The sequence below is a fragment of the Micromonospora sp. DH13 genome (genome assembly GCF_020873825.1).
Taxonomy (GTDB): Bacteria; Actinomycetota; Actinomycetes; order Mycobacteriales; family Micromonosporaceae; genus Micromonospora; species Micromonospora haikouensis.
Genome location: NZ_JAHWGR010000029.1, coordinates 24,490 through 45,429, shown reverse-complemented (window position 1 = coordinate 45,429; position 20,940 = coordinate 24,490). Strand labels below are relative to the sequence as shown.

The following is a 20,940-nucleotide window of genomic DNA, read 5'->3' as shown; positions in this document are numbered from 1 at the left end:
CCCCGTCTTCCGTTACAGCGAACCGCCCTCGGCGATCCGGGTGGGGTCGGCGCCGAGCCGGCCCGCCCCGTCGACCGACTTGTTGTCGTTCGCCTTGACGCCGGCCTTGGTGGCCGCGCCACCGAGCCGGACGATCATGGCGTCGGCGTCCCGGACCAGCACGTCCCGGACGTCCGTGTCGGTCACCAGGGCGGCATCGGTGGCCAACGCCTTGAAGGCGGTCAACTGCTGCACCGCCCGCTTGTCGTTGCCCTCCGCCTCGGAGGCCCGCACCGCGTCCAGCTTGTTGGACAGCTTGCGGTGCGCCACGTTGGAGAGTCGTCCGGTCGCCTTGAACCGGTCCAGCAGGTTCTGCATGTCCCGGAACGAGGTGGTGACGTAGAACCGGACCGTCGAGGAGGTGGAGTTACCCGCCTTGTCGGTCGCGGTCACGACCAGCTCGTGCAGGCCGAGCGGCAGCTCGTACATGGGCTGCAGGGTGCCGCTGGCGTACGTCTTGCCGTCCAACTTGCCGGACATCGTCTTGACGCCGGAGGTCGGGTCGACCGCCTGCCACGAGATCCGCACGTCCTGGCTGTCGCCGTAGAGCTGGCCGTCGGCGATGCCGGAGACCAGCAGCGTCGGCTTGTCACCGTCGATCTTCACGACGGCCGACTTCAGCGACTCGGCGTTGCCGGCGGTGTCGGTGGCCCGGTAGAGCAGCTCGTGCGAGCCGTTCCCGGTCACCTCGACCGGCGCGGTGTACGCCGTCCAGGCCCCGCCGTCGAGCGACCACTCCAGCTTCTTGACCCCGGAACCGGCGTCGGTGGAGGTGAGCACCACCGGAACCGTGCCGGCGTGCCAGCCGTCGTCGTTCGCCGGGGCGAACGCCGCCGAGCTGACCGGCGCCGTGGCGTCGATCTTCACGGCGACCTTCTTGGCCTCCTCCACGTTGCCGGCCTTGTCGGTCGACCGGAACCGCACCTCGTGCGCGCCGTCACCGGTGACCTGCACCGGCTCGGTGTACGCGGTCCACGTGGTGGCACCGTCGAGCTGGTACTCGGTGGCGGCCACCCCGCTGCCGCCGGCCTCGTCGGCCGCCGCGAGGGTGACCGTGACCGGCGCGGTGTGCCAGCCCTCGGTCGGGGTGCCGGAGACCGTGGCGGTGGTCACCGGCGCGGCCGTGTCGGCCACCTTGGTGGAGAGCCGGAAGTAGTCGAACGACGCGGTCTTCGACGTGGCCGCGTTGGCCCCGAGGGTGAACAGACCGATCTTCGGGGTGGCCCCGACGGCGGTGTTGCTCACCGTGCCGAGCGTCGTCCACTCCTGCCCGTCAGCCGAGTACGACCCGGTGAAGTCGTTCCCGGTGCGCGCCACCCGCAGGTACCACACGCCCGAGGTCAGGTTGGAGACCTGCGGCTGCGGGTTCTGCACGGTACCGCCGACCTCGCTGCGGAACTCGAGCCGCCGGGAGACCGTCTGACCGGCCTGGTTGTCCACGATGAAGTCGAACTTGACGTAGTTGTCGTCGTCGGCGTGGACGATCAGACCCGCCTGCTGGTACTGCTCGGCCAGCAGGCTGCCGTCGACCTTCGTCTCCAGGGTCCAGTCGCCCGAGGGCGCGGTCTGGAGGATGAAGTTCGTCGGGCCGGTGTTGCCGGTGCCGTAGATGTCACCCTTCGGCACGTCGATCTGCAGCGTGCCACCGGTCACCCGGTAGGTGGCCGCGTCCTCCCGCAGGATCGCGTTCCAGCGGCACTTGTCGAGCGCGGTGCCGCCGAACTCGTCCGACGGGTCGACCGGGCCGGCCGGCTCGTCGGGCGTGACCTGGAAGAAGTCGAACTGTGCGTCCACCACCGGGGCGGTGGTGCCGCCGTTGAGGGCGAACAGGCCGATCCGGGGGTTGCTGATCCCGGCGAGCGCGGCGGACCGGCCGACCGGGGTGAACGTGGTCCCGTCGCCGGACATCTCCGCCGTCAGGTTGGTGCCGTCGCTGGTCATCCGCAGCCAGATGGTGTCACCGGCCGGCGCGGCGGTGGCGTCCGCCCCCTCGTTGCGGGGCGACCCGGCCGTCTCCCGGATGAACTCCACCCGGCGGGAGCCGGAGTAGAGCAGGTCCAGCTTGGCGTAGTTGTCGTCGTCGCCGTAGATCAGCAGGCCGGCCTGCTGGTAGTTGGCGGTGACGGGCAGCGTGACCTTCGTGGTGGCCTGCCAGGACCCGCTGGGCGCGGGCTGGAGGACCAGGTTGGTGGCGCCGTTGGTCGTGCCGTACAGGTCACCGGAGGCGGTGGGCAGCCGCAGCGACCCGCCGGAGACCGAGTAGAGCTGGTTCTCCCGGACCACGGTCCAGCGGTCCTTGTCCAGGCTGGTGCCGACGAAGTCGTCCGAACGCGCCCCGAAGCAGGACGTGTTGGCCGCCTCCACCTTCACCGGGACGGTCACGTACGCCTTCGCGCCCCGGGCGTCGGTCACCGTCAGGGTGGCGGTGAAGGTGCCCGGCACGGTGTACGTGTGGGTGGCGTCGAGGGTCGACGCCGTCTTGCCGTCGCCGAAGTCCCAGGCGTACGTCAGCGGGGTGTCGCCCTCGGCGTCGGTGGCCGTGCCGTCGAAGGCGACGGTGACCGGCGCGATGCCGGTGGTCGGCGTCGCCGTGGCGCTGACCTGCGGCGGCGCGTTCTCGGTGACGCCGCGGCCGATGAAGTCCATCCAGTTGACGTTGAACAGCGAACCGGTGCCGCCGGCCGGGTCCTTGGCGAGGAAGTACAGCGTGCCCTCAGCCGGACCGGTGACCGGCGCGGTCACGTCGACGAACTGCTGCCAGCCGCCGGTGCCGGGCACGTCCGCGGACGCGACCAGCGGGCCGTCGACCGTGCCCGAGCGGACCTCGATCCGCCCGCCCTGGACCGACGAGGCCGCCCGGAAGCGGATCGAGTCGATCCCGGTCAGGCTCGCCGGGGCGAGCGACCACCAGTCACCGTCCTCGATGAAGCCGATGTTCTGGTTGCCGCCGGCGGTGTCGGTGGTGGTCTCCTTCTGCACGCCCGGGTCGCCGCCGCCGGTGCTGCCGGGGGCCCGGCCGGTGGCGGTGAAGTACTCGGCCTGCTTGCGCTTGGGCTGGAGCTGCTCGATCGCCCGGCCGGTCAGCTCGCCGGCGCCGCCGGCGCCGCCCTTGTCGGTGTACGTCGCCTCGAAGACGCCGAAGACGTTCGCCTCCGCGCCGTGGCCGGAGGCCAGCGAGGTCTGCACGGTGCCGGTGCAGCCGGTGTGCTGCTCCAGCGGGTGGGCGTGCTCGTCGTGGCCGAGCAGCACCTGGAGCTGGACCCGGTCACAGTCGATGGTGCCGTCCTCCGGGTCGGTCACCTTGATCGTGTACTTGACCTGGTCGCCCCACTCGAAGAACCCGCCGTTCGGCGGGAACTCGATGGTCACCGTCGGGGCGGTGTTGCCGACCGTCACCGGCACGTTCGCCACGGCGGTACGACCCGACGGGTTGGTGACGGTGAGCTGGGCGGTGTAGTCGCCGGCGGTGGCGTAGGTGTGCGTCGGGTTCGCCTCGGTGGAGGTCTGCCCGTCGCCGAACTTCCAGGCGTAGGTCAGCGTGCCGCCGTCGGGGTCGCGGGAACCGGCGCTGGAGAAGTTCACGGTCAGCGGCGCGGGCCCGGAGGTGGGGTCGGCGCTGGCCTGGGCGATCGGGGCCCGGGAACCGGCGGTGTAGTCGATCCGGTAGACCCCGGAGTTGTCGTTGTTGCCGCCGAAGCCGCTGCCCCACTCGATCAGGTAGAGCGCGCCGTCCGGCCCGAACTCGAAGTCCATCGGGCGGACCATGGTCATGCCGGTGAGCAGCTGGTTGATGTCGATCAGCGACTTGCCGTCCTGGCTGACCTGCATCGTGTACATCTTCGACTGGTTCCACTCACCGAGGAGCGCCTTGCCGTCGTAGTACGCCGGCCACTTGCGGTCCGACGTGCTGTCGGCGTCGTACCGGTAGACCGGGCCGCCCATCGGGGCGCCGCCGCCGCCGATCTCGGGGAAGCGCGGGTCACCCGCGTAGCCGTAGTCCACGGTCGCCGGGATGGCCGGCGGCAGGTTGGTCAGGCCGGTGTTGTTCGGCGAGTCGTTCACCGGCGCGGCGCAGTTGAACTTCGCCCCGCTCGGCCCGTTCGGGAAGGTGTAGTCGTTGTACGCCTTGTTGTTGCCGGTGCAGTACGGCCAGCCGTAGTTGCCGGCGGTGGCGACGATGTTCCACTCCACCAGGCCCTCGGGGCCGCGGTCCGGGTTGGCCGAGTTGGCGTCCGGTCCGTAGTCGGCGACGTAGAGGGTGTCGGTCTTCTGGTCGACGCCGATCCGGAACGGGTTACGGAAGCCCATGCCGAAGATCTCGGGACGGGTCTTCGCGGTGCCCGGCGCGAACAGGTTCCCCGTGGGGATCGTGTACGTGCCGTCGTCCTCCGGGTGGATCCGGATCACCTTGCCGCGCAGGTCGTTGGTGTTGCCGGCGCTGCGCTGCGCGTCGTAGTCCTGCCGGCCGGCCCGCTCGTCGATCGGCGTGAACGCGTTCGACTCGAACGGGTTGGTGTTGTCGCCGGTGGCCAGGTACAGGTTGCCCTTCGAGTCGAAGGTCATGCTGCCGCCCGCGTGGCAGCAGGTGTTGCGCTGCGTGTCGACCTGGAGGACGACCTTCTCGGTGGCCTTGTCGATGGCGTCACCGTTGACGGTGAACCGGGACAGGTAGTTGCGGGGGCCGCCACCGGCCGGCGCGTAGTAGAGGTAGATCCACTTGTTGGTGGCGAAGTCCGGGTCGAGGCGGAGGCCGAGCAGGCCGTCCTCGTTGCCGGTGAAGACGTCCAGCTTGGTCGCGGTGACCGTGTTGCTGGTGTCCGGCTTGATGATCTGCACCCGGCCGTCACGCTCGGCGTAGAACACCCGACCGTCCGGAGCGATGTCCAGCTCCATCGGGTTGTTGGTGTTGCTGTCCAGCGTCACCTTGTCGAAGTTCGAGGTCTTCGAGGCGCCGCAGTCGGCCTTCTCCACGCCCGCGGCGGTGCGGATGCCGCCGAGCAGGTGGGTGAGGAACTCGGGCTCGACGTACGACTGCTGGGTGTGGCCGCCACCGGTGTACCAGGCCCGGCCGCCGTCGTAGTCCTGGCACCAGGCGGTGGGGTGGTCGGCGCCCATCGCGCCGCTGCCCGGCGTGTAGGACTTCTCGTCCAGGCTCGCCAGGACGTGCACGTTGGCGCGCGGGTTGGTCCGGAAGTTGTACCACTCGTCGAACCGGGACCACTTGTCCGGCAGCGTGGCCGTGGACGGGTGGGCGTGGTCCTCGACCTTGACGGTGGCCTGCTGGTTGGCGGGGTGGTTGTTGAAGTACGCCCCGACCAGCTTGCCGTACCAGGGCCAGTCGTACTCGGTGTCCGAGGCCGCGTGGACGCCGGCGTAGCCGCCGCCGGCCTTGATGTAGCGCTCGAACGCGGCCTGCTGGTCGGCGTTGAGGACGTCACCGGTGGTCGACAGCCAGATCACGGCCTGGTACTTCGCGAGGTTGGCGTCGTTGAACGCGGCGCCGTCCTCGGTCGTGTCGACGGTGAAGCCGTTGTCGACGCCGAGCTTCTGGATCGCGGCGATGCCGGCCGGGATCGCGTCGTGCCGGAAGGCGGCGGTCTTGGAGAAGACGAGCACCGAGAACGGGTCGGTGGCGGCGGCCGCTACGGGGGCCGCCAGGGGCGCCGCCTGCGCGGCGGCCGGTGCGGCCTGCGCGGGGGTGCCGGCGACCAGGCCGGTGGCGACGAGGGACAGGCTGAGAAGTGAGGAACTCAGGATGCCGCGAGGTATGCGGCGGCGGCGGGATGGAGACACTCCATGCTCCTTTTGTCCGAGCTGGACAGTGGTGGGCTCGGGGAGGACTTCGCCGCAGACCGTCCCCGGTCGGTGCGGTGCCTGGGTCAGACCAGGGCCCAGGCACCTGTAACGTCGGTGCGGGCCGGGCCCGCACCTGTCGGACCGGTACGCGAGGGGGTCGCGTACCGCTGGTCGGTGCGCGGCCACGCCAGGGCCGCTCACCGGTCGGATCGGGTGCGCGACCACGCCAGGAGCCGCGTACCGGTAGGTCGGTGCGGGCCACGCCGAGGCCACGCGCCGAAATATGTCGATCGGTTGAACAAATTAGCGCCGCTGGACTCGTTTCCGGCAAGGCGTCGGCGTGTAACGATTCGGTATCGGCGATCGACCTATCCGGCGCATGCGGAGGAATGGGGAGAAGCGGCTCGCCGGCCGGCTGACCGTGGTCTGGACCACCGGTCGGATCCCTTGGCGGATCAGCCGATTCGTCGTACGGTGACACGGACGTAACCCACGGGAGCCCGGTGTACCGGGCTGAGAGGGGGGCTGGAGCCCCCGACCGTCGAACCTGATCCGGGTAATGCCGGCGCAGGGAGGAGAGTTGCCGTGCCGTCCCTTGGGCGACTGCATCTGATCACCGACACCCGGCCGGGGCGGGACCCGCTCGCCGTGCTGCGCGCCGCCCTGCCGGTGGCCCGCGCCGAGCTGGTCGTCCAGGTCCGCGTCACCGACGACGCCACCGACCGCGAGGCGTACGACCTGGCCCGGCGGGCGGTCGCCCTGTGCGCCCCGTACGAGGCGATGTGCCTGGTCAACGACCGGCTGCACGTGGCGCTCGCGGTCGGCGCGGCCGGCGGCCACGTCGGCGCGGACGACCTGCCGGTCGCGGCGGCCCGCCGGGTCCTCGGCCCCACCGCCGTGCTCGGCGCGACCGCCCGCGCACCGGGGCCGGCCGCCGAGGCGGTGGCCGGCGGTGCCAGCTACCTCGGCGTCGGCCCCTGCCACGCCACCGACACCAAGGCGGGCCTGCCGGACCCGATCGGCCCCGAGGGGGTACGCGCCGTGACCGGGGCCGTGGCGGTGCCGGTGATCGCCATCGGCGGGGTGACCGCCGCGGCGGTGCCGGCGCTGCGCGCCGCCGGGGCGTACGGGGTGGCGGTGGTCGGGGCGCTCTCCGCCGCCGCCGATCCCGCGCGGGCCACCGCCGAGCTGCTCGGGGCGTTGACGTGCTAGCCCGCGCCGAGGTGCCAGCCCGCGCCGACGGGTTAGGAAGGGACCCTTCCTATGCAGAAAGCGTTAACAGGGGGCCCTTCCTTGCCGACGTGGCGGTGGTGGGGGGCGGGGCCGTCGGGCTGGCGGTCGCGTGGCGGTGCGCGGCGCGCGGGCTGCGCGTCACCGTGCACGACCCGGCCCCCGGGTCGGGCGCGTCCCACGTCGCCGCCGGGATGCTGTCGCCGGTCGCCGAGGCCTACTTCGGCGAGCGGGAGCTGACCGGGCTGCTGGTCGCCTCGGCCGCCCGCTGGCCCGCGTTCGCCGCCGAGCTGACCGCCGCCAGCGGCGTCGACCTCGGATACCGCACCGAGGGCACCCTCGTCGTCGGGCTCACCGGCGACGACCTGGCCGAGGCACAGCGGCTCTGGTCGTACCAGCGGGACCTCGGGCTGCCCATCAGCCCACTGCGCCCGTCGGAGCTGCGCGACCGCGAACCGGCGCTCGCCACCCGGGTGCGCGGCGGCGCGGTCGCCCCCGGCGACCACCAGGTCGACCCCCGGCGGCTGGTCACGGCGCTGCGCACCGCCGCTGAGCGGGCCGGCGCGACCCTCGTCACGGGCGCGGTGCGGGCGCTGTCCGACCTGGACGCCAGGGTCACCGTCGTTGCCGCCGGCTGCGGGGCCGCCGCCCTCACCGGGCTGCCGGTCCGGCCCGTCAAGGGCCAGATCCTGCGGCTGCGCGCGCCCGATGGCGGCCCGCCGGGCTTCCGGCACGTCGTCCGGGGGTACGCCGACGGCGAACCCGTCTACCTGGTGCCCCGCGAGGACGGGGAGGTGGTGGTCGGCGCGACCGTCGAGGAACGCGCCGACACCGACGTCACCGCCGGGGCGGTGCTGCGGCTGCTCCGCGCCGCCGTGGATCTCGTCCCCGAGCTGGCCGAGTACGAGCTGGTCGAGGCGACCGCCGGGCTGCGCCCCGGCACCCCCGACAACGCCCCGATCATCGGGCCGCTGCCCGGCCGGCCCGGCGTGCTCGTCGCCACCGGCCACCACCGGCACGGCATCGTGCTCACCCCGGTCACCGCGGACCTCGTCACCGACCTGATCGTCACCGGGCCGACGGCCCCCACGACGGCGGACCCGCTGCTCGCCCCCTGCACCCCCGAACGGTTCGCCGGCCAGCGACTGCCCGGCTGACCGTCGCCGCCCCGACCGACCCGATCGATCCGCGTCACCGATCCGCGTCACCGGTCCGACCGCGCCGCCGCCGACCCGGCCGATCGCGTCCGGCCCGGGCCGGCGCATCCCGTCCCGGTGGCGGGCCGAGGACGCATCCGAGGAGGAACACCCACATGGAACTGACGGTGAACGGCACCGGGCGTACGCTGCCCGCCGGCGCGACCGTGGCCGACGCGGTCGGCCTGGTCACCGACCAGCGGCGCGGCCTCGCCGTCGCGGTCAACGGCGAGGTCGTGCCGCGCGGCGGCTGGCCGGCGACCCCGCTGCGCGACGGCGACCACGTCGAGGTGCTCAGCGCCGCCCAGGGCGGGTGACGACATGTCCCACGAGGGCTCCTCGTTCGAGCTGGGCGGCGTGACGTTCGGGTCCCGGCTCATCCTCGGCACCGGCGGCGCGGCCAGCCTGCACGCGCTGGAGCAGGCGATCCGGGCGTCCGGCACCGAGCTGGTGACGCTCGCGCTGCGCCGCGTCGACACCGCCCCCGGCATGGGCGGCGGGCTGCTCGACCTGCTGGACCGGTGCGGGGTGCGGCTGCTGCCGAACACGGCCGGCTGCTACACGGCCGGCGAGGCGGTGAAGGTGGCCCACCTGGCCCGCGAGGCGTTCGGCACGGACTGGGTGAAGCTGGAGGTGATCGGCGACGAGCGCACGCTGCTGCCCGACGGGGTGGAGCTGCTGCGCGCCGCCGAGACCCTGGTCGCGGACGGGTTCACCGTGCTGCCGTACACGTCGGACGACCCGATCCTGGCGCGGCGGCTCGCCGACGTCGGCTGCGCGGCGGTGATGCCGGCGGGCGCGCCGATCGGCTCCGGCCTGGGCGTGAACAACCCGCACCACATCCGCCTGATCCGGCAGAGCGTCGACGTGCCGGTGATCCTCGACGCGGGGATCGGCACGGCGTCCGACGCGGCGCTGGCCATGGAGCTGGGCTGCGACGCCGTGCTGCTGGCCAGCGCCGTCACCCGCGCCGCCGACCCGGTCGCCATGGCGAGCGCCATGCGGTACGCGGTCGAGGCGGGCCGCCTGGCGGCCGGGGCGGGCCGCATCCCGCGCCGCTTCCACGCGCTGGCCTCCACCCCCGACGAGGGAAGGCCCGCCCTGTGACCCCACCCCCCACCCCGCCCTCTGCCCCGCCTCCCGCCTCACCCCCCACCCCGCCCCTTGCGGATCTTGGAAGGAAATGGCCCCTCCAGGGGCCGGAATCTTCCAAGATCTTGCCACCGACGCCCTGCGGCGTCGTCCTGCTCGCCGATCGGGGAGGGGACGTCATGGGAGGGAGCGCGCCGGGGGCGCTCGTGCGGGTGGTGGCGGGTGCCGTGGCCGGGGGAGTGCGCTGGGTGGTGCTGCGGGAGAAGGACCTGCCCCGCGCCGAGCGGGCCGCGCTCGCCGCCGACCTGCGGCCGATCCTCACCGAGGCCGGCGGCACCCTGCTCGTGGCGGGCCCCGACCCGCTCGGCGGCGACGCCGTGCACCTCCCGGCCGCCGGCCCGTACCCGCCGCCGCGCCCCGACCACGCCCTCGCCGAACCGGTCCATCGCGCCGACCGTGCCGACCGCCCCGGCCCCGCCGGTCGCCCCGGCTACCCCGGCCCCGCTGATCGCCCCGGCCCCGCCGGTCGTCCCCGCCCGTGGCTCGTCGGCCGCTCCTGCCACGACGCGGCCGAGCTGGCGCGACTGACCACCGAGGACTACGCGACCCTCTCCCCGGTGTATCCGAGCAGGTCGAAGCCCGGCTACGGCCCACCCCTCGGGCCGCGGCGGCTCGGCGAGCTGATCCGGTTCAGCCCCGTGCCGGTCCTCGCCCTCGGTGGCATCGAGACCCCGGAGCAGGTGCGCGCCTGCCTGGCGGCAGGCGCGGCGGGGGTGGCGGTGCAGGGCGCGATCATGCGCGCCCCGGAGCCGGCCGAGGCAGCCGCCACGCTGACGACCGCCTGGGCCGAGGCGCGAGCCGGCCAATCGTGCGCGGAGCCCTCCATCGCAACCACCGCCACAGTCCCGACCGCGACCCCGACCACCGACGCGACCACCGACCGCCGAGCGAGCGAGGCGACCAGGTGACCCCGACGACCGTGCTCACCATCGCCGGCTCAGACTCCGGCGGGGGCGCCGGCATCCAGGCCGACCTCAAGGTCTTCGCGGCGCTCGGCGCGTACGGCACCAGCGTCCTCACGGCCGTCACCGCACAGAACACCCGGGGCGTGGACGCCGTCCTGCCGCTGCCGCCGCGCACGGTCACCGAGCAGCTCGACAGCGTGCTCGGCGACTTCCGGGTGCGGGCGGTGAAGACCGGGATGCTCGGCAACCCGGCCGTCGCCGACGCGGTCGCCGACGCCGCGCGGGCGGGACGCCTGCCGCACCTCGTCGTCGACCCGGTGCTCGTCGCCACCAGCGGGCACCGGCTCGGCGTGGCCGAGGCGGTCGAGCGGCTGCTGCCGTACGCCGAGGTGGCGACGCCGAACTGCGCGGAGGCCGCCGCCCTCACCGGACGCCCGGTGACCACGGTCGAGGAGATGGTGGCCGCCGCCGAGGCCCTCGCCGCCGGCGGCCCGGCGCACGTGGTGGTCACCGGCGGCGATGTGGACGCGGCCGGCGAGTCGGTGGACGTGCTGGTCGGCGGCGGGGCGACCACGCTGCTGCGCGCCCGGCGGGTGCGCACCCGGCACAGCCACGGCACCGGCTGCTCGTTCTCGGCGGCGATCGCCGTGCGGCTGGCGGCCGGGGACCCGGTGCCGGCGGCGGTCGCGGCCGCCAAGGAGTACGTCACCCGCGCGCTGACCGGCGCACGGGACTGGGAACTGGGCGCGGGACGCGGCCCGCTGGACCACTTCGGCTGGTCCTGACCACCACCTGGGAGGCAGTCATGCAGGCACGACGCAAGGTCTACGTCGAGGGGGCCCGGCCGGACGTCCGGGTGCCGTTCGCCGAGGTCGACCTGACCGGCGACAACCCGCCGGTCCGGCTCTACGACACCTCCGGCCCCGGCTCCGACCCCGAGGTGGGGCTGCCGCCGCTGCGCGGGCCGTGGATCGCCGGGCGCGGCGACGTCGCGCCGGTGCGGGGGGCGGGCACCCCGCTCGCGGGGGCGGACGGGAAGCGCCCGACGCAGCTCGCGTACGCGCGGGCCGGGGTCGTCACCCCGGAGATGGAGTTCGTGGCGATCCGGGAGGGGATGGCCCCGGAGTTCGTCCGCGACGAGATCGCCGCCGGCCGGGCGGTCCTGCCGCTCAACGTCAACCACCCGGAGTGCGAGCCGGCGATCATCGGCAAGGCGTTCCTGGTGAAGGTCAACGCCAACATCGGCACCTCGGCGGTCACCTCCTCGGTGGCCGAGGAGGTGGAGAAGCTGACCTGGGCCACCCGGTGGGGCGCGGACACCGTGATGGACCTGTCCACGGGCAAGCGGATCCACGAGACCCGCGAGGCGATCGTGCGCAACTCGCCGGTGCCGATCGGGACGGTGCCGATCTACCAGGCCCTGGAGAAGGTCGGCGGCGACCCGGTGAAGCTGAGCTGGGAGGTGTTCCGCGAGACGGTGATCGAGCAGGCCGAGCAGGGCGTCGACTACATGACGGTGCACGCCGGGGTGCTGCTGCCGTACGTGCCGCTGGCCGTGGACCGGGTGACCGGGATCGTCTCCCGGGGCGGGTCGATCATGGCGGCCTGGTGCCTGGCGCACCACGAGGAGAACTTCCTCTACACCAACTTCCGCGAGCTGTGCGCGATCCTCGCCCGCTACGACGTGACGTTCTCCCTCGGCGACGGGCTGCGCCCCGGCTCCATCGCCGACGCCAACGACGAGGCCCAGTTCGCCGAGCTGCGCACCCTCGGCGAGCTGACGAGGATCGCCTGGGAGTACGACGTGCAGGTGATGATCGAGGGCCCCGGCCACGTGCCGATGCACAAGATCAAGGAGAACGTGGACCTCCAGCAGGAGTGGTGCCACGAGGCCCCGTTCTACACCCTCGGCCCGCTGACCACCGACATCGCCCCCGCGTACGACCACATCACGTCGGCGATCGGCGCGGCGATGATCGGCATGTTCGGCACCGCGATGCTCTGCTACGTCACGCCCAAGGAGCACCTCGGCCTGCCCGACCGGGACGACGTGAAGGCCGGCGTGATCGCGTACAAGATCGCGGCGCACGCGGCGGACCTGGCCAAGGGCCACCCCGGCGCGCAAGCGTGGGACGACGCGCTGTCGAAGGCGCGGTTCGAGTTCCGCTGGTCCGACCAGTTCAACCTCTCGCTGGACCCGGAGACGGCGCGGTCGTACCACGACGCGACCCTGCCGGCCGAGCCGGCAAAGACCGCGCACTTCTGCTCGATGTGCGGCCCGAAGTTCTGCTCCATGAAGATCACCCAGGAGCTGAAGGAGTACGCGGCGCGCGGCATGCAGGACAAGTCGGCGGAGTTCGTCTCCTCCGGCGGCCGGGTGTACCTGCCGCTGGCCTGACCCCGGCCCGCCCGCGCCCCGCCGGGCTGGCTTTGCCGGCGCCCGGCGCCCGGCGCCCGGCGCCCGTGGCGCCCGGAGCCCGGCGCCATGTCGGCGACGTGGGGGTGTCCCGTCGGGGCTGACCCCGCCACGTCGCCGACATGGCGGCGGGGTCAGTCCCGGTGGTGCCGGCCGGAGGGGCGCAGCGAGCGCCGGTCGGCGTCCGTCGACCCACCGTCCTCGCCCGACACGGGGCGGGCGAGGCCGGTGACCCAGTCGACGTACTCCTCGTCCTGCGCCGGCAGCGGTTCCGGGTCGTGGCGGTCGTCCCGCTCGGCCGCCGGGCCCACGTCGTCTCCCGCCCGCGTCCGGCCGCGCCGGAAGAGGGGCCGCAGGAGCCGGGACCGGCCGGCGGGCGCGTCCTCCGGAGACGTACCGGCATCTGCGGGGAGGGCGGCATCGGGCTCGCCGGCCGGGGCCGGTCCCGCCCCGTCGGCGGGGGCCGCGCCGGTCGTCCTCGCTGCGGCCTGCCAGAGGCCGCCCGGTTCGCCCGGTTCGACCGGTTCACCGCGTGGAAGCTGCGTCTCGCCGACCACGTGGCGCTCGGACGCCGGCCTGGCGAACCGCCGGGCGGCGTTGCCGAACGCGTCCCAGCTCGCCGCCTGGTCGAGGTCGGGCAGGGGCAGCCGGGGGCGGGGCCGCAGGGCCGGCTCGGTGGCCTGGCCGGTCAGGGCCGGGTCGATCAGCTCGCCGGTCGGGACGGGGTCGCTCAGTCCGCCGGTCAGGGCCGGGTCGATCAGTCCGCCGGTCGGGACGGGGTCGCTCAGTCCGCCGGTCGGGACCGGGTCGCTCAGTCCGCCGGTCAGGGCCGGGTCGGCGGCCTCGCCGGTCCTGTTCACGCTGGTGGCCTCGCCCGCCGACGCGGCGGGGACCTGACCTGCGGCGGCGACCTCACCGGCCTGGGCGGGGCCGGCGGCCTCGCCGGCTTCGGCGAAGGTGACGGGCTCGCCGGCTTGGGCGGCGGCGGGCTCGCCAGCCGGGGTGGTGTCGACGACCCCGCCGCTCGGGGCCGGATCGGTCGCCCCGCCGGTCCCGGTCGCCTCGCCGGTCCTGGCGGCGTCGGTGGGCCTGGCCGCGTCGGTGGGTCGGGCGGCGGTCGTGCCGGAGGCCATCGGCCACTCCCAGTGGGCGGGGGGAGCGCCCGCCGGACCGTCGACCCCGACCCGGCCCTCGTCGCCCCGACTGCGGGGGCCTCCGCTGCGGGCGGCGTCGCCGGTGCGGTCGTCCGGCAGCGGGTCGCCGATGGTCGCCGGGACCCGGCGGGCCGTGGTCACGCCCGGCGGGGCGGCCAGGTCGGCCGGGCCGTCGGGCCCGTCAGCGTCGCCGGCCACCGGCGGGGTGGGCCCGGTCGGCAGCGGCCGGAGGATGTCCGTCGGCTCGATTGCGCCCTGCTGCCCGCCCGCGCGGGGCGAGCCGGGCAGGCCGACGCCGCGTCCCCTGGTCAGGCCGGCGGCGCGCATCCCGGACAGGGCCGCGCGGAGCGTCCCGGGCGGGCGGGCGCCGAGCGCTCCGGGCAGGGGCGCACCCCCGGCCCGGGCCAGGTCGGCCGCCGGCACACCGGCCGCGGGATCGACGCCGGCCGGCCCGTCGGCCAGCGGGTCGGCGCTGGCGGGGCGGGCGAAGAGGGGCCAGCGGGCCAGGGCGGCGGCCGTGGCGCCGAGCAGGCCGGTGGCGACCGCGAGCAGGGCACCGTAGTAGGGCGCGAGCTGGTACCGGTCGGCCGAGTCGCCGGGGCCGGCGGTCAGGTAGGCGAAGGCGACCAGCACGGGGCCCGCCGCCCCGGTCGCGCCGGCGATCAGCGGCGGGTGCCCACGTCGGCGGGCCAACGCGCCGGAGGCCGCGCCCGCGAGCAGGGCCACCAACGGCAGGACGATGGTGGCCAGCCCCTGCGCCGCGTCGGCGGCGAGCCAGCCCGGCTCGAACACCCCCAGGCGTACGGTCGGCAGCGGGCCGGTGCCGGCGAGGGCCGGCAGGGCCGAGACCAGGGCGACGAACCAGACCGTGCCGGCGACCGCCGCGACGTTCCAGCCCAGCGGTGGGCGCAGCAGCACGGCGAGCGCCGCGCCGGCACCGACCACCGCGCCGAGGGTCGCGCAGATGCCCATCGCCCAGACCGGGTCCACGCTGTTGAGCTGGGTGGCCCGGGCCGGCTGCATGCACAGCGGCGCGACGACGGTCGCGCCCAGGGCCGCCGCGCCGGCCAGGGCGAGCCGCCCGGTCGTGGTGCCGGTGACCGGGTCGGCGCTGACGAGCCGCTCGGTGACCACCGCGCCGACCACGGCGGCGAGCGCCGCGCACCAGCCCACCCAGACGAGCTGGGCGGGCCACCGGTTGACGGTGGCGTCGGTGAAGTCGCCGGCGATCCGCACGATGCCGAAGCCGTACGCGACGCCGAGCTGGCCGGCCCCGGCCAGCATGCTCACCCCGAGCGCGGTGGACAGCGGCTTGCCCCACGTCCGAAAGGCCATGTCGGGCACGTTACGGCCCGGTGCGTCCGATCGCCACCTTGGCACCGCGCGGCGCGCCCGACGCGCCCGGCCTGGGACTACTTGAGCTCGACCAGCCGCGCCAGGTACGTCGTATCCCCGACATTGGTGAGCATGTGGACGGCACCCGGGTCGCGGTAGACGACCCCGCCGGTCGGCTCGTCCGCGTCGATGGTGGTGCCGTCGATCGTCTGCACCACGTTCTTCGCGCCCTGGACGGCGATCACCAGGTACGGGTGGTCGTGCCGGTGCAGCGGCTGCCGCTCGCCCGGCTCCAGCCGGATGTGCCACACCCGCACCCGGTCGTTCTCGTAGACGATCTCCTGGCCCACCGGGCCCAGCTCGGTCCCGTCGATCACGTCGGTCATGCGGTCAGCCTCCAGTGGCGGGAGCGTCGGCGTGCCCCAGGTACGGGAGCACCTCGGCGGCGACGAGCTCCAGGTGGTCGAGGTCGGCGAGGTCGGTCAGCCGCAGGTGCACCCGGGTCGCCCCGACGGCGGCGAACTCGCCGATCCGGTCGACGAGCCGGGCGGGCGAGCCGACCACCGCATCCTCCGGCGGCAGGGCGCTCCTGGCGTGCAGCGGCGCGGCCCGCAGCCGCGCCTCGGCGTCGGTGCGCCCGATCGCCACCGCGATGGCGGCGGAGAGGACGAGCGGCCCCCGCCCCGACGTCGGGCGGCCGTGCCGGTCGCACGCCTCGACCACCCGCTCGTACGCGGCGGCGGTCTCGGCGACGCTCTTGAACGGCACGTTGAACTCGTCGGCGTACCGGGCGGCCAGCTCGGGGGTGCGCCTGGGGCCGCTCCCGCCGACGATCACCGGTGGGCCGGGCCGCTGGACCGGCTTGGGCAGGGCGGGCGCGTCGACCAGGCGGTAGTGCTCGCCGGTGAAGCTGTACGTCTCGCCGACGGGGGTGCGCCACAGGCCGGTGACCACTTCGAGCTGCTCGGCGAGCCGGTCGAAGCGCTCGCCGACGGCGGGGAACGGGATGCCGTACGAGGTGTGCTCCCGCTCGTACCAGCCGGCGCCGATGCCCAGCTCGACCCGGCCACCGCTCATCTGGTCGACCTGGGCGACCATGACGGCGAGCGGCCCGGGGAGCCGGAAGGTGGCCGAGGTGACGAGGGTGCCGAGGCGGATCCGGGTGGTCTCCCGGGCCAGCGCGGCGAGGGTGAGCCAGGCGTCGGTGGGGCCGGGCAGGCCGGGATCGTCGCCCAGGAACTGGTAGTGGTCGGCCCGCAGGAACCCCTCGAAGCCGCCCGCCTCGACGGCCCGGGCGAAGCGCAACTGGTCGTCGTAGGTGGCGCCCCGGTGCGGCTCGGTGAAGACGCTGACCCGCATGGTCACCGCCCCTCCGCGCCGGCCCCGGTGGCGGCGGGCGCGGAGGCGGCGGGCGCGGCGGGGGCGTCGCGCTCCATCAGCAGCTCGTGCAGCTCGGCGCTGACCCGGGCGACGTCGGCGAGGTGGGCGTTGCGGCCGAGGGTCCGGGGCCGGGGGATGTCGACCTCGACGATCGCGCGGATCCGGCCCGGCCGGGGGCTGAGCACGACCACCCGGTCGGCGAGCAGCACCGCCTCGTCGATGGAGTGGGTGACGAAGACGACGGTGGCCCCGCTGGTCATGTGCACCCGCTGGAGCTCACCGGAGAGCTCCTCGCGGGTGAGCGCGTCCAGGGCGGAGAACGGCTCGTCCATGAGCATCACCCGGGGGTCGCCGATCAGCGACCGGCACAGCGAGACGCGCTGCTGCATGCCGCCGGACAGCTCGTGCGGCAGCCGCTTCTCGAACCCGGCGAGCCCGGCCAGGTCGAGCAGCTCCCGGGCGCGCTCGCGGTGCCCGGCCCGCTTCCACCCGAAGATCTCCACGGGCAGCAGCACGTTGTCCAGCACCGACCGCCAGGGCAACAGGGCGGGGCGCTGGAACAGCATGGCGATGTCGCGGCGGGGGCGGGTGATGGGCGTGCCGGCGACGGTGATCTCCCCGGCGGTGGCCGGCAGCAGGCCGGCGATCATCCGCAGCAGGGTGGACTTGCCGCAGCCCGAGCGCCCGAGCACGGCGACGAACTCGCCCTCGGCGACGTCGAGGTCGATGCCCCGCAGCGCCTCGACCCGGCCGGCCCGGCCGTCGAAGGTGCGGGACACGCCGGACAGTCGGATCATCGCCGGTGTCCTCCCTGAGTGGACCATCAGGATCGCAGCTAGAGTAGCCCGCCGCCGTCCGGAGGCGACGGTCCGGGGTGGAGATCAGTTCGTTTCCGTTCCGAAACACACACTCCTCGCTACACCGGCAGGTCTCTTGCGTAGTCTGTGCCGGCGAAGAGTCCCCTCACGACGATGGCGTCGGCTCCCCCCTCTGTCGACGCCGTTGCTCTCGACGACCCGCCCGGAGGCGCATCGCCCCTGGTCGGAAAGGACATGGTGCACAGATGAACAGGCTGACCCGCACGGTCGCCGCGGCCCTCCTGGCCTCCGCCCTCACCCTGGTGTCCGCGTGCAGCAGCGACTCGGACGCGTCCGACGCCAAGGGCGGCGACGGCAAGTCACTGGAGAAAGTGACGTACCTCACTTCCTTTGGCAACTTCGGCCGGGACTCCTACGCCTGGGTGGCGAAGGAGAAGGGCTTCTTCAAGGAAGCCGGCTTCGACGTCGAGATCAAGCCCGGTCAGGGTACGGGCGCGGTGATCCAGACCATCGTCGGTGGTCAGGCCGACTTCGGCCCCATCGACCTCACCGGTGGTCTGCTCCAGCTCGGCAACGGCCAGGCCAAGGACTTCGTCGCCGTCGCGGCGATCCAGCAGCGCACCATGGCGGCCATCGTGACGGTCGAGGGCAAGAACATCGCCTCGCCGAAGGACCTGGAGGGCAAGAAGCTCGCCGACGCCCCGGCGTCCGTGGTCCGCAACCTCTTCCCGACGTACGCCCGGCTCGCCGGCGTGGACGTCAACAAGGTGACCTGGGTCAACGGCGAGCCGCAGACCCTGATGGGCACCCTCGCCTCCGGCTCCGTCGACGGCATCGGCCAGTTCGTCGTGGGCCAGCCGACGGTCGAGGCGGTCACCAAGAAGAAGGCCGTCCTGCTGCCCTACAGCAACGTGATGCAGGACCTCTACGGCAACGTGCTGATCACCTCCAGCAAGATCGCCAAGGAGAAGCCGGAGATGGTCAAGCGGTTCAGCGCCGCGCTGATCAAGGGCCTGGAGTACTCCCTGGCAAACCCCCAGGAGGCCGCCGAGCTGCTGAAGAAGAACGTCGACGCCACCAACCCGGCGGCGGCCGCCGCCGAGCTCCAGCTGATGGCCGGGTACGTCCGCTCCAACAACTCCGGCACCAAGATCGGCACGCTGGACAGCGGCCGGGTCGCCAAGAGCATCGCGATCCTCCAGGGCGCGGGCTCGCTCAAGCAGAACATCACCCCCGACCAGATCATCGACTTCAACCTCGTGCCGCAGTCCTGACCGGCCCGACAAGTCAGCAGGGGTACGTCCCGCCGGCCTCCGGCGGGACGTACCCCCGTTCCGTTCCCGGCCGCCGCGCCGGATGGATGAGGAGAAGAAGATGACCGACCTCCGGTCACCGGAACCGGCGCTCGCGGGCCCGCCCGCCGTCCAGCGCCGCACCGCCGTGGGGCGCGGCGCCCTCGGCACCGGCGCGCGGGCCGGCGCGAACGGCCTGCTGCTGCCCGGCGCGGGCCTGCTGGTCGCGTTCGCGGTGTGGTGGCTCACCGCCCGGCTGGAACTGGTGCACCCCGCCGCGCTGCCCACCCCCGGCTCGGTGCTGTCGGCGTTCACCGACAAGCCCGACCGGATGCTGGAGCACACGCTCGACACCATGCTGGAGATCCTGATCGGCTTCGCGCTCTCCGCCGTGGCCGGCGTCCTGCTCGGGCTGTCGCTGGCCGCCTCGCGCACCGTCGAGCGGATGTTCACCCCGCTGCTCGTCGCGGTCAACGCGGTCCCGAAGATCACCCTGGGGCCGCTGCTGGTGGTGGCGCTCGGCTGGGGTCAGAAGCCGATTCTGACCATGGTCTTCCTGCTCTGCTTCTTCCCGATCGTGCTCTCCACCGCGACCGGGCTGACCACCACGCCGTCCGACCTGGCCGAGCTGGTCCGCTCCCTGAACGCCTCCTGGTGGCAGGCGTTCCGCAAGGTGCGCTTCCCGGCCGCGCTGCCGCAGATCTTCGTCGGCCTGAAGGTGGCGATGCCGCTGGCCGCCATCGGCGCGGTGATCGGGGAGTTCCAGGCCGGCGAGAGCGGTCTCGGGTACGTCATCACCCAGTACGCCGGCATCGGCGACACCGCGACCGCCTGGGCGGCGATCATGCTGGTGGCGCTGGTCAGCATCCTGCTCTACTCGGCGCTGGTGTTCGTGGAGCGCCTGGCCCTGCCCTGGGTGCGGGCGACCACCTCGTCGAGGTGAGACGACGATGGGCCCGCCGGTCGACCGGCGGGCCCATCGTCGTCGTGCGTGCCGTCAGCCGGCGAGCCGCCAGCGGCCGCCACGGGCGACCAGCGTCGTGAGGGCCTGCGGCATCAGCCCCGAGTGGTTGTCCGGCGTCATCCGGATCGGGCCGGAGAGGCCGTCCATCTGGGACGTCTCCAACACGTTGCGCAGCCCGTCGCGGCCGGCCTTGCCGGGCGCGCCGCCGGCCCGCAGTTCGGCGTCGGCGATGAGCTGCACGGCGTCCGCGGCGAACGAGGAGAAGCCGTTGTAGCCGCCGAAGCGCGCCGTGTAGTCCTGGAACCACTGGCGGCGGGCCGCCTTGGCCGGGGTGGTGGCGATGACGTCGTCGATGACCATCGTCTGGGTGAAGATCAGGGTGGCCCGCTCCGCCGACCGGGACGCCGCGCCCAGGAACAGCTCCCCGGCGGCCGAGGCGTCGAAGAACAGCGAGCCGGTGAACCCGGCCGTCTGGGCCGCGCCCGCGGCGAGCATCGCCTGCTCCGGCGGGGTCCAGACCACCATCGCCTCCGGGTCCCGCGCGGCCAGCGTGGCGACCTGCTGGCTGACGTCGGTGTCGGTGGTCTTCACCGACTGGTCGCTGAGCAGCTTGATGTTGGTCTTGTCGAACTCGCGGCGCAGCACGTCCAGCCCTTCCCGGCCGTAGCTGTCGTCGCTGTTGAGCACGGTCACCTTGCGGATCCCACGGCGGCGCAGCTCGGTGGTGAGGGCGGCGGCGCTGTCGGCCGCGTTCGGGGCCAGCTTGAACAGGTATCGCCGGTCGGCGACCGGGGTGGCCACGGCGCTGGACGAGGCGAGCGCGATCGTCGGGATCTTCTTCTCGTTGATCGTACGTGCCGCGCCGACGGCGCACTCGTTGCAGCCGCCCATGATGATCGCGCTCACCTGGGAGTCGTTGCTGAAGTCACCGATGTTGCGCAGCGATTCGCTCGCGTCCGACCGGTTGTCCTTCACCTTGAGCTCGATCCTGCGGGCGCCGAGCGCGCCCGAGGCGTTCATCTGGTCGACCTTCAGTTCCAGCGCGCGCTGGTAAGCCTTGCCCACCGGGGCCGCGGAGCCGGACAGCTCCAGGTCCACGGCGATCACGATCGGGCTCGTATCCTGCTCCGCCGCGCCGAACTGGCAGCCGGTGAGCGTGGTGGCCAGGACGGCCGAGGCGAGCGCCGCGATGGTCGCGGAGCGGATGGGAGTCAACTCTGTCCTCCAGGTGCGGCGCGGGCAGATGCCCGGTCACCGCCGCTT

General features: G+C 73.8%; 15 protein-coding genes and 1 riboswitch. Of the genes, 9 read left to right on the top strand and 6 right to left on the bottom strand.

Annotated elements, in window-relative coordinates; genetic code table 11:
* Positions 1–12: 12 nt before the first annotated feature.
* Positions 13–5,832: a ThuA domain-containing protein gene (locus LPA42_RS24375; RefSeq protein ID WP_077938307.1), complete on the bottom strand. Its 5,820-nt coding sequence runs from the start codon at positions 5,830–5,832 to the stop codon at positions 13–15.
* Positions 5,833–6,318: 486 nt separating this feature from the next.
* Positions 6,319–6,426: riboswitch (TPP riboswitch) on the top strand.
* Here LPA42_RS24375 and LPA42_RS24370 point away from each other — a divergent pair.
* The 7 genes from LPA42_RS24370 (at position 6,421) to thiC (ending at position 12,716) form a co-directional block, all read left to right on the top strand.
* Positions 6,421–7,047 (top strand): thiamine phosphate synthase, encoded by a 627-nt coding sequence (locus LPA42_RS24370; RefSeq protein WP_077938308.1) that lies wholly within the window; start codon positions 6,421–6,423, stop codon positions 7,045–7,047. It overlaps the preceding riboswitch by 6 nt.
* A gap of 89 nt (positions 7,048–7,136) precedes the next feature.
* The gene (gene thiO, locus LPA42_RS24365) at positions 7,137–8,222 is read left to right on the top strand and encodes a glycine oxidase ThiO (RefSeq protein WP_077938309.1); all 1,086 of its coding nucleotides are present in this window, start codon (positions 7,137–7,139) and stop codon (positions 8,220–8,222) included.
* Between the two features lie 155 nt (positions 8,223–8,377).
* A complete protein-coding gene (thiS, locus tag LPA42_RS24360; protein ID WP_077938310.1) occupies positions 8,378–8,578 on the top strand; it encodes a sulfur carrier protein ThiS in 201 nt (66 codons plus the stop codon).
* Positions 8,579–8,582: 4 nt separating this feature from the next.
* The gene (locus LPA42_RS24355; protein ID WP_077938311.1) at positions 8,583–9,368 is read left to right on the top strand and encodes a thiazole synthase; all 786 of its coding nucleotides are present in this window, start codon (positions 8,583–8,585) and stop codon (positions 9,366–9,368) included.
* A gap of 164 nt (positions 9,369–9,532) precedes the next feature.
* The gene (locus tag LPA42_RS24350; RefSeq protein WP_228986890.1) at positions 9,533–10,321 is read left to right on the top strand and encodes a thiamine phosphate synthase; all 789 of its coding nucleotides are present in this window, start codon (positions 9,533–9,535) and stop codon (positions 10,319–10,321) included.
* Positions 10,318–11,103, top strand: a complete 786-nt coding sequence (gene thiD / locus LPA42_RS24345) for a bifunctional hydroxymethylpyrimidine kinase/phosphomethylpyrimidine kinase (RefSeq protein WP_077938314.1) — start codon at positions 10,318–10,320, stop codon at positions 11,101–11,103. The genes LPA42_RS24350 and thiD overlap by 4 nt, the downstream gene beginning before the upstream one ends.
* A 20-nt stretch (positions 11,104–11,123) precedes the next feature.
* The gene (gene thiC, locus LPA42_RS24340) at positions 11,124–12,716 is read left to right on the top strand and encodes a phosphomethylpyrimidine synthase ThiC (RefSeq protein ID WP_228986889.1); all 1,593 of its coding nucleotides are present in this window, start codon (positions 11,124–11,126) and stop codon (positions 12,714–12,716) included.
* A gap of 152 nt (positions 12,717–12,868) precedes the next feature.
* Here thiC and LPA42_RS34235 read toward each other — a convergent pair whose 3' ends face one another.
* From LPA42_RS34235 to LPA42_RS24320, 4 genes are all read right to left on the bottom strand, one after another.
* On the bottom strand, positions 12,869–15,223 hold the full coding sequence (locus LPA42_RS34235) for a hypothetical protein (protein WP_077938315.1): 2,355 nt from the start codon (positions 15,221–15,223) through the stop codon (positions 12,869–12,871).
* Between the two features lie 77 nt (positions 15,224–15,300).
* A complete protein-coding gene (locus LPA42_RS24330) occupies positions 15,301–15,609 on the bottom strand; it encodes a cupin (RefSeq protein ID WP_043965575.1) in 309 nt (102 codons plus the stop codon).
* 4 nt (positions 15,610–15,613) lie between these two features.
* A complete protein-coding gene (locus tag LPA42_RS24325) occupies positions 15,614–16,582 on the bottom strand; it encodes an LLM class F420-dependent oxidoreductase (protein ID WP_077938320.1) in 969 nt (322 codons plus the stop codon).
* 2 nt (positions 16,583–16,584) lie between these two features.
* Entirely contained in the window at positions 16,585–17,400 is an 816-nt protein-coding gene (locus LPA42_RS24320; RefSeq protein ID WP_077938316.1) for an ABC transporter ATP-binding protein, read from the bottom strand.
* 266 nt (positions 17,401–17,666) lie between these two features.
* On the opposite strand from LPA42_RS24320, the gene LPA42_RS24315 reads away from it, so the two are divergent.
* Both LPA42_RS24315 and LPA42_RS24310 read left to right on the top strand, forming a co-directional pair.
* A complete protein-coding gene (locus tag LPA42_RS24315; RefSeq protein ID WP_077938317.1) occupies positions 17,667–18,695 on the top strand; it encodes an ABC transporter substrate-binding protein in 1,029 nt (342 codons plus the stop codon).
* A gap of 100 nt (positions 18,696–18,795) precedes the next feature.
* Positions 18,796–19,656: an ABC transporter permease gene (locus LPA42_RS24310; protein WP_077938321.1), complete on the top strand. Its 861-nt coding sequence runs from the start codon at positions 18,796–18,798 to the stop codon at positions 19,654–19,656.
* 54 nt (positions 19,657–19,710) lie between these two features.
* Here LPA42_RS24310 and LPA42_RS24305 read toward each other — a convergent pair whose 3' ends face one another.
* Complete coding sequence (locus LPA42_RS24305; RefSeq protein ID WP_077938318.1) at positions 19,711–20,892, bottom strand: ABC transporter substrate-binding protein; 1,182 nt, start codon at positions 20,890–20,892, stop codon at positions 19,711–19,713.
* Positions 20,893–20,940: the final 48 nt, after the last annotated feature.

Excerpts from the sequence above, each read along its gene's own strand:
- LPA42_RS24315 (WP_077938317.1), top strand. The coding sequence starts at position 17,667 with ATGAACAGGCTGACCCGCACGGTCGCCGCGGCCCTCCTGGCCTCCGCC.
- LPA42_RS24350 (WP_228986890.1), top strand. The coding sequence starts at position 9,533 with ATGGGAGGGAGCGCGCCGGGGGCGCTCGTGCGGGTGGTGGCGGGTGCC.
- LPA42_RS24320 (WP_077938316.1), bottom strand. The coding sequence starts at position 17,400 with ATGATCCGACTGTCCGGCGTGTCCCGCACCTTCGACGGCCGGGCCGGC.
- thiS (WP_077938310.1), top strand. The coding sequence starts at position 8,378 with ATGGAACTGACGGTGAACGGCACCGGGCGTACGCTGCCCGCCGGCGCG.
- LPA42_RS24310 (WP_077938321.1), top strand. The coding sequence starts at position 18,796 with ATGACCGACCTCCGGTCACCGGAACCGGCGCTCGCGGGCCCGCCCGCC.
- LPA42_RS24355 (WP_077938311.1), top strand. The coding sequence starts at position 8,583 with ATGTCCCACGAGGGCTCCTCGTTCGAGCTGGGCGGCGTGACGTTCGGG.
- LPA42_RS24325 (WP_077938320.1), bottom strand. The coding sequence starts at position 16,582 with ATGCGGGTCAGCGTCTTCACCGAGCCGCACCGGGGCGCCACCTACGAC.
- thiC (WP_228986889.1), top strand. The coding sequence starts at position 11,124 with ATGCAGGCACGACGCAAGGTCTACGTCGAGGGGGCCCGGCCGGACGTC.
- LPA42_RS24330 (WP_043965575.1), bottom strand. The coding sequence starts at position 15,609 with ATGACCGACGTGATCGACGGGACCGAGCTGGGCCCGGTGGGCCAGGAG.
- LPA42_RS34235 (WP_077938315.1), bottom strand. The coding sequence starts at position 15,223 with ATGGCCTTTCGGACGTGGGGCAAGCCGCTGTCCACCGCGCTCGGGGTG.